Annotated in this window: 16 protein-coding genes; 4 read left to right on the plus strand and 12 right to left on the minus strand. The window is 67.9% G+C overall.

Annotated features, from left to right (window positions below; all coding sequences use genetic code 11):
• Window positions 1-6: 6 nt before the first annotated feature.
• The 10 genes from rsmA to rsmI all read right to left on the minus strand — a co-directional run bounded on the left by rsmA (window position 7) and on the right by rsmI (window position 10,896).
• Window positions 7-825 (minus strand): 16S rRNA (adenine(1518)-N(6)/adenine(1519)-N(6))-dimethyltransferase RsmA, encoded by an 819-nt coding sequence (gene rsmA, locus ABD116_RS22540; protein WP_343973516.1) that lies wholly within the window; start codon window positions 823-825, stop codon window positions 7-9.
• An 87-nt stretch (window positions 826-912) separates the two neighbouring features.
• On the minus strand, window positions 913-2,025 hold the full coding sequence (locus ABD116_RS22545; protein ID WP_343973519.1) for a resuscitation-promoting factor: 1,113 nt from the start codon (window positions 2,023-2,025) through the stop codon (window positions 913-915).
• Between the two features lie 197 nt (window positions 2,026-2,222).
• The gene (locus tag ABD116_RS22550) at window positions 2,223-2,837 is read right to left on the minus strand and encodes a nitroreductase family protein (RefSeq protein WP_343973522.1); all 615 of its coding nucleotides are present in this window, start codon (window positions 2,835-2,837) and stop codon (window positions 2,223-2,225) included.
• 12 nt (window positions 2,838-2,849) lie between these two features.
• Window positions 2,850-3,752, minus strand: a complete 903-nt coding sequence (locus ABD116_RS22555; protein WP_343973525.1) for a hypothetical protein — start codon at window positions 3,750-3,752, stop codon at window positions 2,850-2,852.
• Window positions 3,746-4,660, minus strand: a complete 915-nt coding sequence (locus ABD116_RS22560) for a TatD family hydrolase (RefSeq protein ID WP_343973527.1) — start codon at window positions 4,658-4,660, stop codon at window positions 3,746-3,748. Before ABD116_RS22560 ends, ABD116_RS22555 begins: the two co-directional genes overlap by 7 nt.
• Before the next feature lie 18 nt (window positions 4,661-4,678).
• The gene (locus ABD116_RS22565; protein ID WP_343973530.1) at window positions 4,679-6,922 is read right to left on the minus strand and encodes a hypothetical protein; all 2,244 of its coding nucleotides are present in this window, start codon (window positions 6,920-6,922) and stop codon (window positions 4,679-4,681) included.
• A 12-nt stretch (window positions 6,923-6,934) separates the two neighbouring features.
• The gene (locus tag ABD116_RS22570; protein ID WP_343973533.1) at window positions 6,935-7,360 is read right to left on the minus strand and encodes an SRPBCC domain-containing protein; all 426 of its coding nucleotides are present in this window, start codon (window positions 7,358-7,360) and stop codon (window positions 6,935-6,937) included.
• 85 nt (window positions 7,361-7,445) lie between these two features.
• Window positions 7,446-8,357, minus strand: coding sequence for an NADP-dependent oxidoreductase (locus ABD116_RS22575; RefSeq protein WP_343973536.1), 912 nt, complete (start codon window positions 8,355-8,357; stop codon window positions 7,446-7,448).
• An 81-nt stretch (window positions 8,358-8,438) separates the two neighbouring features.
• Window positions 8,439-10,010, minus strand: coding sequence for a methionine--tRNA ligase (metG, locus tag ABD116_RS22580; RefSeq protein WP_343973539.1), 1,572 nt, complete (start codon window positions 10,008-10,010; stop codon window positions 8,439-8,441).
• A 22-nt stretch (window positions 10,011-10,032) separates the two neighbouring features.
• Window positions 10,033-10,896 carry a 16S rRNA (cytidine(1402)-2'-O)-methyltransferase gene (rsmI, locus tag ABD116_RS22585; RefSeq protein ID WP_343973542.1) on the minus strand — a complete coding sequence of 288 codons (864 nt, stop codon included), beginning with the start codon at window positions 10,894-10,896 and terminating at the stop codon, window positions 10,033-10,035.
• 38 nt (window positions 10,897-10,934) lie between these two features.
• Here rsmI and ABD116_RS22590 point away from each other — a divergent pair, with 38 nt between their 5' ends.
• Window positions 10,935-12,611, plus strand: coding sequence for a dolichyl-phosphate-mannose--protein mannosyltransferase (locus tag ABD116_RS22590; protein WP_343973545.1), 1,677 nt, complete (start codon window positions 10,935-10,937; stop codon window positions 12,609-12,611).
• Here ABD116_RS22590 and ABD116_RS22595 read toward each other — a convergent pair.
• Both ABD116_RS22595 and ABD116_RS22600 read right to left on the minus strand, forming a co-directional pair.
• Window positions 12,608-13,279, minus strand: a complete 672-nt coding sequence (locus ABD116_RS22595) for a DUF1707 SHOCT-like domain-containing protein (RefSeq protein ID WP_343973548.1) — start codon at window positions 13,277-13,279, stop codon at window positions 12,608-12,610. The two genes, ABD116_RS22590 and ABD116_RS22595, sit on opposite strands and share 4 nt — an antisense overlap.
• A 74-nt stretch (window positions 13,280-13,353) precedes the next feature.
• Entirely contained in the window at window positions 13,354-14,742 is a 1,389-nt protein-coding gene (locus ABD116_RS22600) for an alpha/beta hydrolase family protein (RefSeq protein ID WP_343973551.1), read from the minus strand.
• A gap of 153 nt (window positions 14,743-14,895) precedes the next feature.
• On the opposite strand from ABD116_RS22600, the gene ABD116_RS22605 reads away from it, so the two are divergent.
• Genes ABD116_RS22605 through ABD116_RS22615 form a run of 3 tightly spaced genes read left to right on the plus strand, consistent with a single transcriptional unit; the run spans window position 14,896 to window position 17,002 of the window.
• A complete protein-coding gene (locus ABD116_RS22605) occupies window positions 14,896-15,252 on the plus strand; it encodes a YciI family protein (RefSeq protein WP_343973554.1) in 357 nt (118 codons plus the stop codon).
• A 2-nt stretch (window positions 15,253-15,254) separates the two neighbouring features.
• Entirely contained in the window at window positions 15,255-16,460 is a 1,206-nt protein-coding gene (locus tag ABD116_RS22610) for an RNA polymerase sigma factor (protein WP_343973557.1), read from the plus strand.
• 35 nt (window positions 16,461-16,495) lie between these two features.
• Window positions 16,496-17,002, plus strand: a complete 507-nt coding sequence (locus ABD116_RS22615) for a hypothetical protein (protein ID WP_343973560.1) — start codon at window positions 16,496-16,498, stop codon at window positions 17,000-17,002.
• Window positions 17,003-17,037: the final 35 nt, after the last annotated feature.

Here is a 17,037-nt window from a genome sequence, read left to right on the forward strand (position 1 = left end):
CACAGGCTAATGCCCAGCGTCGGCGATCGCGGCGAACTGTTCGATTCCCAACATCTCGCCGCGCAGCGAGGGGTCGACGCCGGCCTGCGCAAGAGCGGCGTCGAGGCGGTCGCGGTCGGGCATCCAGCGGGCCAGCGCGGAGCGGACGGTCTTGCGGCGCTGGGAGAAGGCGGCCTCGATCACCTTGAAGACTTCTTCGCGCGATGCGGTGGAAGCGGGTGGTTCGCGGCGGGTGAAGGCGACCAGGCCGGAGTCGACGTTCGGCGCCGGCCAGAAGACGTTGCGCCCGATCGGGCCGGCTCGGCGCACGTCGGCGTACCAGGCGGCCTTGGCGGACGGTACGCCGTACGTCCGTGAGCCCGGCGGCGCCGCGAGCCGGTCAGCCACCTCCGACTGCACCATCACGAGCCCGTGCCGCAACGACGGCGAGATCGCCAGCAGATGCAACAGGACCGGCACTGCGACGTTGTACGGCAAGTTGGCCACACACGCCGAGGGCGAGCCGATCTGATCCGGTACGACGGTCATCGCGTCCGCCTCGACGACGGTCAGCGCAGCGGCCTGGTTCGGCGCGTACTCCGCGATCGTGGCCGGCAGCGCCCCGGCCAGCACCGGGTCGATCTCGACCGCGGTGACCCGGTGGCCCTCGGCAAGCAACGCGAGCGTCAGCGACCCCAGCCCCGGCCCCACCTCGAGCACGGTCTCACCGTCGGCCGACAGGTCGGCGGCGCGGACGATCCGGCGGACCGTGTTCGGGTCGATCACGAAGTTCTGGCCGCGCTGCTTGGTCGGGCGGACCCCGAGCTGCGCGGCCAGTGAACGCACTTCCGCCGGACCGAGAAGTCTCGGTCCGGCGGAAGTGGACGAATCAGCGCTGGTCACAAGCGCCAGTCTCGCAGGTCAGGCTCAGAATCAAGCCTTCTTGCCGCAGACGGGCCAGGCGCCGTAGCCACCGCGGTCGGCCTTGACCTTCTCCGCGATCGCGATCTGCTGCGCCTTGGACGCACCGTTGGCGTTGTTGGCGTACGCCGTACCGCCGTACGCGGCCCAGGTGCCGTGGTCGAACTGCAGGCCACCGTAGTACCCGTTGCCGGTGTTGGAGGCCCAGTTGCCGCCCGACTCACAAGCGGCGATCCGGTCCCAGGCGCCGGCGTTGCCACCGGTGGCCGGCGGAGTGTCCTCGACCGGCTTCTTCTTGGTACCGACCGTGACGAGTTCGTCGACCGGCGCGGTGACGACCGAGCTGGTGACGAGCTTCTTGCTCGCCAGCTTGCCGTCCAGGTAGGTGAGCAGGTACTTGACGCTCTTGGAGCCCGCGACGCCCTTGGCGGTCGTCTTGGTCTCGCCCTCGAGCATCGTGGCGTCCTTGGTCTCCTTCTTACCGAAGGCGATCGCCTGCTTCTCGGTGACCGACTTCGTCTCGACCTTCACCACGGTGACCCGGGTGATGCTGCCGGGCTTGAGCACGGTGGCCACCGCCGGGACGATCCGGTCGTTGGAGTCGAACGGGATCTTGGCGCTGGTCAGCGCCTCGCCCACCGTCGTCGCCATCGACTTCACCGCGACCGCCTTGCCGAGGCGGACGATCTGCAGGGTCTTGGGGGTGCGAACGGTCAGCTCCAGGCCCTCACGCCCGATGGGGGCGCTCCGACTGGTGGAGAAGACTGCTCCGTCATATCGAAGGCCCAGGTCGGTCATCGCCTCGCTGAGGCTGTCCGCCGTGGTCCAGAAGCTTCTCTTCGTGCCATCCGCGTTGACGGTGAGCTGGCGGCCGTACTGCACCGCGATCTCCTGCCCGTCCTGCAGCTTGGCGTCCAGCGAGGGGGCCACCAGGTCACGCTCGCCGACCTGGATCTTCTTCGCCTTCAGGGCGTCCCCGACGGTCGAGCCGAAGGTGTGCACCTTCTGGACCTGGCCATCGATGGACAGACTGACGGTCTTGCTCTTGGTCGCATAGGCCACGGAGCCGCCCACGACGGCGAACACAGCCGTGGCGCCCACGGCCGCGATGATGGACTTACGCACTAACGCTCCCAGGTAGAGCTACCCGGGCACGGGGTGGGACGACACAGGAATCGGTCCGCGTTGCCGGGGTCCGACGCCGAGGGGCGTGCCGTCCGGAACCTTCCCCGATCCCGGCCAACATCACGGGACAGTAACGAATAAGTCGCCAGAGTGCCAATCCCCTAGTCGGCGTGGCGCAAAAAGGTGTAACGGGCCGCTCACGCCTGGTGACGGCCCCAGTGCCCCCGATGCACCACTTCGGCAGTACTGCGACGCCCTCTTTTGAGCGACGGCGACCTCTTGTCGGGGGCCCGGTAACCGATCGAGATGACCCCGATCGGATCGAAGCCGTCCGGTACTCCGAACTCCTCCTTCAACCGCCCGACCTTCTCCGCCGGAGGGCCGAAAAGGCAAGCACCCAAGCCTTCGTCGACCACCGTCTGCAGCATCAGCAGCGCCGCCATCCCGGTATCGATGTACCAGTACGGCGCAGTCCAGTGCTTCTCGTCGCGGTCGGTCCAGCCCTTGTCCGGCGCGGTGTACCGGTCGAGGTACGCGTCCTTGTGGGCGAAGGCGAAGATCAGCAGCGGCGCGCGCCGCAGCCCTGTGATCCACTCCACATACTTCTCGTCCGGATCTTCGGCCGCGATCCGCCAGTACCGCTCCCGATCGTCGCCCTCGATGGTCAGGAACGCCCAGCCCTGGGTGAACCCGCCGGACGGCGCCCGGAGACCGTTTTCCAGGATCCGCTCCCGGATCTCGGCAGGCACCGGCCGGTCCGGATCGTAGTTTCGGACCATGCGCCGGCGCCGGACGACCTCACTGAACTCCATGAGGCCTGTCTATCAGCCCAGCAACTTGGCCAGCAGGTACGTCTCGGTCCCCGCCAGCCCCACCGAACATAAGACCACCGTCTGCCCGGGCAACGGACCAGGCACATCTCCAGCCAGTACTGCGCCCAGACTCACCAGCCGGTCGTGTTGCAGCGTCCCGGTCAGAATGAAGGGCGGGTCGTATGCCGCGGTCTGGGCCAGCGAGTCCGTCACGGCGACGTCCGCCCGCGCCACCAGGTCAGGTCCGAACTCGGCCCGCCCGAACTGCTTCGGCCCGAGCGTCGTCACGTAACTCCCCGGCGCGATCCACGACGCGTCGATCACCGGCACCGGACTGTCCGTCGCGAGCACCACCAACTCCTTGCCCTCGACCGTCTCCCGGGCCGACGGCGCCGCCACGACCGGCAGCCCCAACTCCGCCGAAACCCTTGCAGCAAAGGCGTTCCGACGCTCCACCGACCGGCTGAAGACGGTCACCTCGGTCAACTCGCGAACCACCGAGATCGCCCACAACTGGTTCCACGCCCGTACGCCGGTACCGACGACGCCGAGCGTGGACGCCCCGGCCACAGCCAGCGCGTCGACCGCGACCGCCCCGATGGCTCCCACCCGTCGCGGACCCAATTCATTGCCCACGGCAACTCCACGGACGATCCCGGTCCGCAGGTCGTGGACCACCACGACCTGCGCGCCCGGCGATGAATCGAAGGAGTCGTACGAGCGGTACCCGTACCACTCCCCCTCCAGCGCCCCGGTCGTGAACACCAGTCGACCGTCCCCCAGCGACGTACTGACCCGCGGTGGCGAGTGCAGCTCACCCCGATGCGCGGCGAGCAGTGCCGAGCGCATCCAGCCGACAGCCGTGCGCGCATCCAGCCGCGCGGCGATGTCGGAGTCGGTGAGAACAGTTACCACGAACCACCGAACGCGCGGTCGGCGTTGTCGGACAGCGCCTGGCACAGCTCGGCGACCGAGATGTTCAGCACGCCGGCCATCTTCCGGACCGTGTGCGGGATCAGGTACGACGCGTTCGGCTGGCCGCGATGCGGCGACGGGGTCAGGTACGGCGCGTCCGTCTCGACCAGCACGCGATCCAGCGGCGTGACCGCGAGCGCGTCCCGCAGCGACTGCGCGTTCTTGAACGTTACCACCCCGGCGAAGCTCAGGAACGCGCCCCGGTTGACGCATTCGCGGGCGAACTCGGTGTCGCCGGAGAAGCAGTGCATGACGAGCCGGTCCGGCACGCCTTCGCGGTCCAGGATCTTCAGGATGTCGTCGTGCGCGTCCCGGTCGTGGATCATCAGCGTCTTGTCGAGCCGCTTGGCCAGCTCGATGTGCGCGGCGAACGACTCATGCTGCGCGGCCCGGCCGTCCTCACCGGTCCGGAAGTAGTCGAGGCCGGTCTCTCCGATGACCCGGACCTTGGGCGAACTCGACGCAAGCCGCTCGATCTCGGCCAGCGCATCGTCCAGTTCGCCGACAGCGGCAAGCTTGGGCGCTTCGTTGGGATGCAGGGCGATACCGGCGATGAGGTTCGGATACTGGTCGGCGGCCTCGACCGCCCAGACCGCGCCGGGCAGATCGCAACCGACCTGGACGATCCGGGTGACACCGACCGACGACGCCAGCTTGATCGCCTCGGCGGCGGCCAGCCAGTTGCCGTCCTCGCCGTCGGCGATGTCCAGATGGCAGTGCGCGTCGACCACGCTCATCGGCAACGGGTCCGGCACCGCGGGACGGCTGCGATCGCGTGACCGGCCGTCCTCCCCGATAGCAGCACGTTCCCGCGTCGGGCGAGCGACCTCCACACCGTCGGTAGACATGGGGTCCAGACTACTTAGTCATTTGAGCCGGTAGATCCGGATGTCTTGGTTCCGGTAGATCGGGATGGCCAGCTGGTCCAGCTTCGGTGAGACCGGGCCGGCCCGCAGATCCCCGATGATCAAGGTGACACCGACGTCGCCGGCCAGTTTGGCGAGGTGTGCCTCAGACGGTTTCTCGACGGCGATCCGGCTGTCCAGCACTCGGTCGGGCCAGGGCGACTGCTGAAGCAGGAAGCTGTGCTTGTGCTCGGTGGCGGCCAGGTTGGCCGGTGCATAGGCCCAGCCGCCCATCCACATCTGCACTCCGCTGAGCCCGGACATCCAGTACGCATCGTTGGGGCAACCCGGCCGGTACGGGACCGGCATGCAGAAGACGTTGCTGACGGCCACATCGTTGGGCTCGAGGTGCTTGCTCAGCCAGAGCATCGCGCTCTGCTCTTCGCGGGTGAGATACGTCCGGTACTCGATGTTCGGCGGCGGCAGCGGCTTCGACGCGTCCCGCAGCGCGTCCCCGATCACGATGAACTGCACCGGCAGACTGGCCGCGACCGTCAGCACGATCACCTGCACTGCGGCCGAGGCGGCCTGCCGCGTCCGGTTGATCCCCAGGATCACCAGGCTCCCGACCAGGGCCAGTACTCCGAAAGGCGCCAGCAACCCGGCTGCTGCGCGCGCCACCGTGTGGGTCTCGGTGTCAGTGGGCCAGAAGAGGTAGAGCGCAACAGCCGTCGCCAGCCCGGCCACTGCGACGATGACGAGGTCCCGAGGCCGCGTCTGCCCGGCCAGGTTCACGCCAACGGCCACCACGCCGACAATCCCGAGCGCCAGGATCGCGCCGAGGAAGTGGTACTCCGAATAGCCCGTGTGCGAGAACACGAGCGTCACCCCGGTCCCGGCCGCCACACAGCCACTGATCCACCAGTACGCCGGGTCGCGGCGCATCGGCGACATCTTCATACCGAGCAGCGTCAGCAGCCGGGGCGCGTCGACCAGTAAGTAATAGGTCACGAGCACGACCGCGAAGAGGATCATCCGGGCGTCGCCGTGCTCCAGCGACGGCAGCACCCAGTTGCCCGTGGCCGGGTAGGACTTGTCGCCGGTGACGGCCTGGTAGTACGGCTGGACCCGGAGTGCGGCGAGCAACTGGAACCGGCTGCCGCCTGTACTACCGGTCAGCGCGAACGAGGAGGCCAACAAGAAGGTCGCCGTAACACCGGTCAACGCCGCGATCCGCCATGGCGCCTCGCGCTCGGCAACCCAGGCCACGCCGCCTGCCAGCAGACAGCCGGCCAGCATGATCGGGAGCAAGGTCGGCTTCGTCCCCGTCGCCAAGGCGAGCATCAGGACCATCACTGTCCAGACACCTCGTCCTGCCTGGCGTCGCAGGATCAGTACGGTCGGCCCGAGCAGGCCCAGCATCACCACCGCCGCCATGGTGCCGGTCGGTCCCTGCACCACCTGAGCAGCCGACATGTTGGCCGTTGGGGTGTTGACCAGTTGGATCGCACCCGGCAGGACTCCAGCGAGCAGGCCGGCGAGCGGTGCGGCCCACTTGCGCTCGCTGAGCAACTCCCCGGCCGCCCAGCCGACCAGGACCAGCGTGAGCAGCATGGTCAGCGGCCACTGATGAATGAGCACCGTGGCCGGCCGAACGTCGGCCATCACGGAGCCGCTCGCCATGGAGGCGGTCGCGAACCAGTGGTAGATCAGAGGCTCGCCCAGCACCCATGGGTCCCGCGGCGTGACGTCGTGCAGTAGCTGCTGGACCAGACCGAGTTGGTACCAGATGTCTTGGTGGCGGGTCGCCGGCAGCGGCGGGAGCGGGACGGGGCGCAGGAGGACGAGCACGGTCCGGACCATCGCCAGTAGGAGGCTGGAGACGAGCAGTACGTGCCACCAGCGTGGTGGGGCGGCGACCGGCGGTCGCAGTGCCTTGTTGAACGCGAAGAACAGCAGTAAGCCGGCGACGAAGGCCCACTGGAGTAGCGGGAGGCCGAGCGCCGTACAGATCGCCCAGACGGCCAGTTGCCAGGCGAGCCCGAGCACTGCGCCGAAGCCCAGGTCCTGCGTCAACGAGCGGCCGCCGGCCAGTGCGCGCCAGAGGAGCGTGCCTGGCAGGAGTACAGCGATCAGCCAGGTGAGCACCCAGCGGACGCTCTCGCCGGTCGAGTCGCCGATCCGGACCAGCAACAGGACCGCGCTGAGCGGCACCAACAGCCACCACCCGAGCAGCCCGATGCCAGGCCGTAATCGACTGGTCACCGTCGGATCTTACTAGCCTTCGGAGGCCTCCTTGACACCCTTCACGAGCATCTCCCACATGCCGCTGGAGTGATCCGCCTCTTCCTGGCTGCCGTTGTTGTCCTGGGTCAGCTTCAGCCGCGTGCCGCCTTCGGTGGCAGACAGTGAGTAGGTGAGCGTGTGGTAGTTCTCCGGTACGTCGGGCTGCCCGCTCAACGGGCTGTAGTGCGTCACCTTGAGCAACCGGGCCTTCTCGACCGCGACGATCTCACCCTTGTCGGTGTACTGCTTGCCCTCGTACTCGCCCTGCCAGGTGATCGGGCTGCCCGGCTGCCAGTCGGTCTCCACGTCGGCCCCGAACATGAACTTCTTGATCTGCGCCGGGTCGGTCAGGACGTCCCAGACCCGCTCGGGCGACGCGTCGATCTCGGTCTGCGCTGTGGCCAGATAGTCGGCCATGATGTCCAACTCCCATCGGTGTCTTCTGACAAGACCGTACGACGTCACCGCCGTACGGTCTTGTAGAAAAGCGTCACCGGACGGGTCAGACCACGATGACGAGCTTGCCGCGGTTGTGCCCGGCCTCGCTGACCCCGTGCGCCGCGCGGGCCTCGTCGAGCGTGAAGGTCTTGGCGATGGCCGGCTTCAGCTTGCCATCGGCGACCAGCTGGACCTGCTCGGCCAGACCGGCCTTCTTGACGTCGTCCGCCACGCCCCCACTGGAGACGGTCACGCCGATCTCACCGGCCGCCATGTCGGCGATCGTGACGATCCGGTCGGTACCGCCGCGCAGCTCGATCGATTCCTGCAGCCCGCCCTTGCCGGCCGCGTCGAAGACGGCGTCGACACCCTGCGGAGCGACCTCCTTGACCCGGTCGACCAGGCCCTCGCCGTAGGTGATCGGGATCGCGCCGAGCGAGCGCAGGTACTCGTGGTTGGCCTCGGACGCCGTACCGATCACGGTCGCGCCGAGCGCGACGGCGAGCTGGACGCCGACCGAGCCGACCCCACCGGCAGCTCCGTGCAACAGCAGCGTCTCGCCCTCCTTGAGGCCGAGCTCGTTCAGCACCCGGGCCGCGGTCTCACCGGCGACCGGGACGGCGACAGCCTCTTCCCACGAGACGTTCGCGGGCTTCTTGGTGGCCACACCGAGCAGCGCGTACTCGGCGTACGAGCCGCCCTGGGACCAGCCGACGACCTCGTCTCCGACAGCGAACTCGGTCACGCCCTCACCGATCTGGTCGACCACACCGGCCACCTCGGCTCCCGGGATCGCCGGGAACGTGGTCGGCATGAAGCTGTCGAACCAGCCGTACCGGACCTTGAAATCCATCGGGTTGACGCCGGCGGCCTTGACCGCGACCCGGACCTCGCCCTGGCCGGCCTGCGGCTCCTTGGCGTCCTTGACCTGCAGAACCTCGGGCCCACCGAACTCTTCGAAGACAACCGCTCGCATCGCACTGCTCCTATTCATTGAAGCGTCAAGTGAAGTACTTGAGTCTTCAATGACAGGAGCGGCGCGAATATTCCCGGCCGGCTACGCGTCCGGGTCGGCCAGGCGGGGGAAGAGGGAGTCGCCCTTGACCAGGATGGAGCCGACGGGGAGTTGAGCCCAGGTGCCGGCTTCCTGGATTCGCTGGTCCTTGAGGGGGCCCAGCTTGGCTTCAGCGCCTAGGAGGGTCCAGAGCTTGGCGGCTGTTTTGGGCATGGTCGGGTTGTGCAGGACGGCGACGGCACGGAGTACCTCGGCCGAGGTGTAGAGGATGGTGGCCAGGCGGGCCTTCTGGGACTCGTCCTTCGCCACCTTCCAGGGCTCCTGCTCGGAGACGTAGCCGTTGACGGCGCCGACGAGGTCGTTGATGGCAGCCAAGGCGTCGTGGAAGGCCAGGGAGTCGATCGCCTTGTCAGCGGCCGCGACGGTCTCGGCGAGCTTGTCGGCCAGGGCCTGCTCGGCGGGGCCGTGGTCGGTGGGCTCGGGCAGTTCGCCGTCGAAGTACTTGTTCACCATCGCGGCGATCCGGCTGGCCAGGTTGCCCAGACCGTTCGCGAGCTCGGAGGTGTAGACGGCGTTCAGGTGCTCCCAGGAGAAGGAGCCGTCCGAGCCGAACTGGATCGTCCGCAGGAAGTAGTACCGGAAGGCGTCCGAGCCGAAGTGGTCGGTGATCTCCTTCGGCGCGATCGCGGTCAGCTTCGACTTGCTCATCTTCTCGCCGCCGACCAGCAGCCAGCCGTGCGCGAACACCTGCTTCGGTACGGCGACGCCCGCGGCCATCAGCATGGCCGGCCAGATCACCGCGTGGAAGCGGAGGATGTCCTTGCCGACCAGGTGCACGTCGACCGGCCACAGCTCCTCGAACCGCTCCGGGTCGGTGCCGTAGCCGGCCGCGGTGACGTAGTTGAGCAGCGCGTCGATCCACACGTAGAGGACGTGGTCCTCGTCCCACGGGACCGGGATGCCCCAGTCGAAGGTCGACCGGGTGATCGACAGGTCCTGCAGGCCCTGCTTCACGAACGAGATGACCTCGTTGCGGGCGCTCGACGGCGCGACGAAGTCCGGCTGGGACTCGTACAGCTCGATCAGCTTGTCGGCGTACGCCGAGAGCCGGAAGAAGTAGTTGGTCTCCGAGACCGTCTCCAGCTCGGTGCCGTGGATCATGCACCGCTGGGTGCCGTCCTCGTCGGTCCGGATGTCCGCGGGGAGCTTGAACTCCTCACAGCCGACGCAGTACAGGCCCTCGTACTCGCCCTTGTAGACGTCGCCCTTGTCGTACAGCGTCTGCCAGAAGTCGCGGACCCGCTCGGTGTGCCGCTTCTCGGTCGTCCGGATGAAGTCGTCGTAGTCGATGTCGACGTCCACCCAGGCCGGCTTCCAGGCCTCCTCGACAAGCTTGTCCGTCCACTCCTGCGGGGTCATGCCCTGCGCCTGAGCGCTGCGCATCACCTTCTCGCCGTGCTCGTCGGTACCGGTCAGGTACCACTTGCGCTCGCCCCGCTGGGCGTGCCAGCGGGTCAGGACGTCCCCGGCCACCGTCGTGTAGGCGCTGCCGATGTGCGGCGGGGCCGTGACGTAGTAGATCGGGGTGGTGACGTAAAAGGCCTTCTCGGACATGTCTAAAGGGTAGTGGGCCGGGCTAGCTGGTCTTACCAGGGTCTCGGGCGGCCAGTACGGCGTCGTAGACCGTTCTCTTCGGTACTCCGAACCGCTTGGCGACATCCGAGATGGCCTGCTTACGCGGGGTGCCCGCTTCCTCGTCGGCGGCTACCTCAGCGGCCAGCTCCTCCGGGCCGAGTTCGCGGGCGGAGGGGTCGGCGCCAGCCACGACGATGGTGATCTCGCCCCGGACGCCGTCGACCGCCCATTCGGCCAGCTCGGCGGCCGTGCCCCGCTTGACCTCTTCATACGTCTTGGTGAGCTCGCGGCAGACCGCAGTACGGCGATCCTTGCCGAGCGCGTCAGCCAGATCCTGGAGCGAGGCGGCCAGCCGATGCGGCGCCTCGAAGAAGATCATCGTCCGCTGCTCCCGGGCCAGCTCCTGGAACCGTTTAGACCGCTCCGCCGACTTCCGCGGCAGAAACCCCTCAAAGGTGAACCGGTCCACCGGCAGCCCGCTCAACGCCAGCGCCGTCAGCACAGCCGACGGCCCAGGTACTGCGGTCACCTGTACGCCGGCCTCGATCGCGGCAGCCACGAGCCGGTAGCCGGGATCCGACACGCTAGGCATCCCCGCATCGGTCACCACCGCCACCGTCTGCCCCTCGACCAGCAGCGCGACCAACTCATCGGTCCGCTGCCGCTCGTTCCCCTCGAAAAAGCTCACCACCCGCCCGCTGACAACGATCCCCAACTCACTGGTCAGCCGCTTCAGCCGCCGCGTATCCTCCGCGGCCACCACATCCACTTCCCCCAACACCCGCCGCAACCGCGCGGACGCATCCGAAAAGTCCCCAATAGGAGTCCCCACCAACACCAATCGCCCGGTCACACCGGCCATCATCGCAGCCGGGGAGGCGGTGGTACCGCATCCTCCGTACCATGGCCGACGTGACTGCCGTGATCGAGGATGACACCGCCCAGCCGGCTGAGCTGCCTGGGGAAGATCGGGAGACGCTCGGTCGGGACGTTCTCGGTAGACGGTTGCCCCCGCTCAAGGAGCGGCTCTACCCGCCGATGCCGAAGGACTTCGAGGGCGGCTGGATCGCGACCCTGGCGATCACGGCGCTGGCGGCGATCCTGCGGTTCTGGAACCTCGGCAACCCGGTGAAGTTCGTCTTCGACGAGACGTACTACGCCAAGGACGCGTACTCGCTGCTCAAGCACGGGTATGCACTGCAGTTCATCGACAAGCCGGAGGGGGCCGCCGACAAGGCGATCCTGGCCGGCAACCTGGACGTCTTCAAGGACACCCCGAGCCTGACCGTGCACCCCGAGGTCGGCAAGTGGATGATCGCGGCCGGTGAGCAGCTGTTCGGGATGAACACCTTCGGCTGGCGCTTCATGCCGGCGCTCTTCGGCACCTTGACCGTTCTCCTGGTGATCCGGACGGTACGCCGGATGACGCGCTCGACCCTGATCGGCTGTATCGCCGGCCTGCTGCTCGCCGTCGACGGACTGCATTTCGTGATGTCGCGGGTCGCCCTGCTCGACATCTTCCTCGCCTTCTGGCTGGTCGCCGCCGTTTCGTGCCTGGTGGCAGACCGCGACTGGACCCGGCGCCGGCACGCGGACTCCCTCGAGCACCGCGACGGCAGCCGCAAGATCGGCCGCTGGCTGCTGATCCGGCCGTGGCGACTCGCAGCCGGCGTCTGCTTCGGGCTGGCGCTCGGTACCAAGTGGTCGGCCGTCTGGGTGATGGCCGGCTTCGGCATCCTCGTCTTCGCCTGGGACCTCGGCGCCCGGCGTGCGCTCGGCGCCCGGCGCGCGTTCATCAAGTCGGTCTTCGTCGACGGCCTGCCCGCGTTCGTCAGCATCGTGCTCGTCGCCGGCATCACCTACACGGCGACCTGGACCGGCTGGCTGCTGCACGACAACGCCTACGACCACGACTACGCGGCGAACCATCCGGCGCACGGCGTGATGAAGGTGATCCCCGACGACTTCCGGTCGCTGATCCGCTATCACCAGGAAGTGCTGGCGTTCCACACCGGCGACTACATCAAGAACGCCACCCATCCGTACCAGTCGCACCCGGCCGGCTGGCCGATCGTCGCCCGCCCGATCGGGTTCGACGCGGTCAACGACATCAAGCCCGGTACGGACGGCTGCACCGCGAAAGCCGGGGTGAACTGCCTGTCGGTGATCTCAGCCGTCGGTACGCCGCTGCTGTGGTGGGCCGGCGCACTGGCCCTGATCGCCGCGCTGGTGTTCTGGATCGCCCAGCGCGACTGGCGGTTCGGGATCCCGATCGTCGGGTTCTTCACCTGCTGGATCCCATGGTTCTTCTTCGACGACCGGCCGATCTTCTTCTTCTACGCCGTCACGATGATCCCGTTCACCTGCATGGCGCTGGCGATGGTGCTGGGCAAGATCCTCGGCCCGGCCAGACAGGCGCTGCAGGCGTCGACGCCGCGCCGGCTGGTCGGCAGCGCGGTCGTCGGCGCCTTCGTCGTCCTCGTCGTGCTGAACTTCGCCTACATCTGGCCGATCCTGACCGACAAGGTGATGCCGCATCCGGACTGGCTGAACCGCATGTGGTTCAAGTCCTGGATCTAGTGCAGCTGGCCGTGCCCCTGGCCGCCCTGGTCGCGGAACCGCTTCTTGTGGCGGCGCGAGCTGACCTGGCCACCGACGCCGCCGAACAGCGCGATGCCCTTGACGATGACAACCGGAGCGTTCGGGTCGGGTGACTCGCCGCCGCGGGCGCCGAAGCCGCCGAAGATCCCGACGCCTTCGTTGCGCACCTCGACGCTGTCCGGCACGGTGATGTCGATCCCGCCGAACATCGCGAACGCCCAGATCGTCACCTCGCGACCCTCGAAGACGGCATCCGTCATGTCCAGGTCGTGGCCGCCGAAGACGCAGATCGCGTTGATCCGCCGCTTGACCCGCCAGCGGCCCTTGCGCTCACCGCCACCGAAGACGGCGACCATCGCCTCGAAACTGTCGGACGGGTTGGCCGGCTCCTCGATCGGCACCGGACTGTTCGACGCCGCGGCGACCGGCTGGAACGGCTGACCCGGTACCGCCAGGTCCTGGGTGATCGGCTCGAGCTCCCCCAAGGTCCTGGCCTGCAACGTCTGCTCGAGCCGCTCAGCGTGCTCGTCCTGCGTCAGCCGCCCGGCCATCAACGCATCCCGCAACACGTCGACGACCTGGTCCCGATCGGTGTCGGAGGCCCGCAGATGTGCATGCGGATTCTGGCGCTCGGGCAGATTGTCCATAACCCCGAACGATATCCCCACCGCCCGGCCACCGGAACGAGATTTCCGCCGATCTCAGGGGGCACCCAGGGCGTTCACCGAGACGACCGGAGCAACGAACTCGGCCGGTACTTCGTGAAGCCAGGCTCGCGCACCGCGTCGCCACCGGTGGCGAAGTCGAACACCTTGCTCCAGCGCTCACCGAGCGCGCTTGCCTTGGCATTCAGCTGAGCCGGATCCGTGCTGGGCCAGCGGCCGGTGGTGATGCGAGTCAGGAGCGTTTGGAGGGCGACGCCTTCCTCGCCTACCGTGAAGGCGCAGTGGGTGGCGCGGGCGACGAAGAGCTGGCGGAGGTCGGCCGGACTGCCGTGCTGGCGGACTTGGGTTGCGTACCAACGTTCGTGATCCGGGACCGCAAGGTCGGCCGTGTTGTGCAGCGTTACGACCGGCGACGGGGTGGTACCGCGAGGCACCGCATGGCGCAGCATCCACTGCCTGGCTTGGCGATCCGGGCTGATCCGGGGAGCCGCCGCCAGCCGCGCGAGGTCTTTGCCCAGATCGAGACCGGCCTCTTTGTAAGCCTTGCGGACGAAGGGCAGCTGGTCCGACTTGGCCAGTTGCCGCGCATAGTCGACGCCGATGTTGTACGAAGGGTTGCCACCTGCGTGTCCGGCGAGGTCCGCTTGGCCGACCGCGCCGAAGACGCCCACGGCGCCGTACAGCTGGATCTCGTAGAGCGCCCGCGCTTGCCCTTCGACCGAGGCAGGCTTGGGATCGAGCGCCGAGTTCCAGCCGGTCACGTTGCCGAACGCGCTCGCCAACGCGATCCGCGCCCGGCCCTGCGGGGTCTCCACCTGCGTCGTCATCACCTGCTGCAATCGCTGCACGCTCCCTGCTGGATCCTTCGCGTCGACCAGCTCGACGTCCTTGGCGCCAAGCAGCGTCTTGAGTGCGAAGTTGATATCGAGCGACATGTTCATCTGCCCGTACAGATCGATCGGCGTGCACATCGCCAGCACCCCGTCGATCCGGTCCGGGTGCTTCTCGGCCAGCAGCAGCGAGATCGCGCCACCGCCCGACGACCCGGTCGCGACCGTACGCCGCGGCTTGCCGACATGATCCTCGAACCAGTCCAGTACGCCGATCTGATCCCGCACCGCCTCCTTGACCACGAAGCCCGTGCGCCCCGTGAAGTCGGACGCCGCCAGCGCGTACCCCTGCTCGAGCAGCCACTCCTCGCTGTCGACCCGATTGCCGTTCCCGGGCGGGAACTCCGGCATGTCCGCCGGGTAGTACGGGTGGCTGTAGATCAGCAGCGTCCCGTTCCACCGCACCGGCGTCTCCACCTTGTACGCCGCTCCGCCGATCGTCCCCGTATACGTGTGACGACCCACGGCCTGCTCGGCGGCGATCGCCGCGGTACCCGACACCGCAACCAGCGCCATAGCAGCTGCCGCCGCAAGCGCTCGACTTGCTCTCTTCATCGTCCTGCTCCTTCTCGGTGGGAACCTTCATCCACCTGGTCGGAGCCATCTGCCGGAGCGGGACATGCGAGAAGATGTCCCTGCAGCGGACCTGACTCCGACTACTGGACGAGAGGCCCCCAGCAAGGGAGCCGCGTCGGCGAGGAGTGCGAGATGAAATTCATCATGCTGGCCTACACGAACGCCCAGAACTGGGTCGAGGGCACCTGGGACCCGGAGGAGGTCCAGAAGGCCTGCGACTTCTTCGAGCAGCTCGGCAAGGACCTGGCCGCGAGCGGCGAGGGCGTCTACACGGCCGGCCTCGGCGACCCGTCGCTGACCAGGACGATCCGCGAGACCCCCGGCGGCACGGTCGCCGCCGACGGCCCGTACGCCGAGGTCAAGGAGGTGCTGGCCAGCTTCGGCATCGTCGACGTGGTGAGCGCCGACCGGGCGTACGAGATCGCCCAGCAGATCGTCGACGCGGTCGGTGACCTCGTCGAGGTGCGGCCGCTGATGGACGGTTCCTGACCGTGACCGGCTTCGAGCACCTGCTGCGTGAGCTGACGCCGCAGGTGCTCGGCGCGCTGGTCCGGCGGTACGGGCACTTCGACGCGTGCGAGGACGCAGTACAGGAAGCACTTCTGGCGGCGTCGCAGCAGTGGCCGCGCGACGGCGTGCCGGACCAGCCGCGGGCATGGTTGATCACCGTCGCGTCGCGGCGGCTGACCGATGAGTTGCGCAGCGAGGAGGCGCGGCGGCGGCGTGAGAACGCTGTGGCGGTGGAGGTTCCGTTGGTTGCCCCCGGCGCCGATTCTGCCGGCCCTCGCGACGCTGACGACACCTTGCTGTTGCTGTTCCTGTGTTGCCATCCGTCGCTGAACCGGCCGGCGCAGATTGCTCTCACCCTGCGCGCGGTCGGCGGTCTGACGACTGACGAGATCGCCCGCGCGCTGCTCGTCCCCGAAGACACCATGCGCAAACGCATCACCCGCGCGAAGCAGAGCGTCCGGGCGTCGGGCATCCCGTTCCGGCCGCCGCCACCGAGCGAGCTGGCCGCGCGGCTGGCCGCAGTACTGCAGGTTCTGTACCTGATCTTCAACGAGGGCTACACGAGCACCGACCGCGTGGACCTCGCGGAAGAAGCCATCCGCCTGACCCGCCTGCTCCCCATCAACGGAGAAACAGCAGGCCTGCTGGCTCTCATGCTCCTGACCCACGCCCGCCGCTCAGCCCGTACCACCCCCGCCGGCGACCTGATCCGCCTGGACGAACAGGACCGCAGCCTCTGGGACGCGGACCTGATCGCCGAGGGCACCACCTTGATCACCGACGCGATGACCCGCTTCCCGCTGGGCGCGTACCAACTCCAAGCCGCCATCGCCGCGGTCCACAACGAAGCGAAAACCCCGGACTCCACCGACTGGCCACAGATCGTCGCCCTCTACGACCTCTTGATCCGCTTCGACGACACCCCCATCGCCCTCCTCAACCGCGCGGTCGCCGTAGCCATGCTCCAAGGCCCCCAAGCCGGCCTGAAGCTCATCGACGACCTGGCCAAAGACCCCCGCCTGGCCAACCACCACCGAGTAGACGTAGCCCGAGCCCATCTACTCGAACTGGCCGGCGATCTCCCAGCAGCCCTCACCACATATCTGGCCGCAGCCCGCAAGTCCACCAACCTCCCCGAACAGCGCTATCTGAACACCCGAGCCGCCCGCCTGAGGACCTACTCTTAGCCCTGATCGGGGTGGAACAACTGGGGGTATGGGCAATGGCGGGGATCGGTGACGGCTGGCCGGATTTATGGTCGGCGACGCTGGAACGCGACGGGCGGGTGATCTTCCCGATCCGCGCGGCTGCGGTTTGGCGGGAGCTGGGCCTGATCTGGCTCATCGTCGCCATCACCCAGACGCTCTCATTCAGCCAGTCGTGGGGAGAGGGCGACACCCGGCAGTACCTCGCACTGGCTGTGGTGCTGTCGGCCGTCGTGGTGACCTTCTGGCACACCTCGCGGCTCTATGCCCGCTACCCGGCCCTGACCGTCGACGAGTTCGGCCTGAAGATCGGCCTCAAGAAGTCCATCGGCTGGTCCGACCTGGGCGCGATCGGCCTGCTCCGCGGTGGGAGGTTGCCGATCATCCCGAAAGACGCCTGGGGCAAGGAGCTGATCATCCCCGCGACCGCCGCCAAGGACATGCAGGCCCTGCAGCAGTGGTTGGAGGAGCTGCTCAAGAACCACCGCACGGCTGAACAGTCCGCCGCAGAGTCCTCGGACTGACGCTGCGACCGCCAGCCCATCAATCGCCCGTAGAT

Origin of the sequence: Kribbella koreensis (assembly GCF_039525325.1) — a bacterium.
In the GTDB taxonomy this organism is placed as follows: domain Bacteria; phylum Actinomycetota; class Actinomycetes; order Propionibacteriales; family Kribbellaceae; genus Kribbella; species Kribbella koreensis.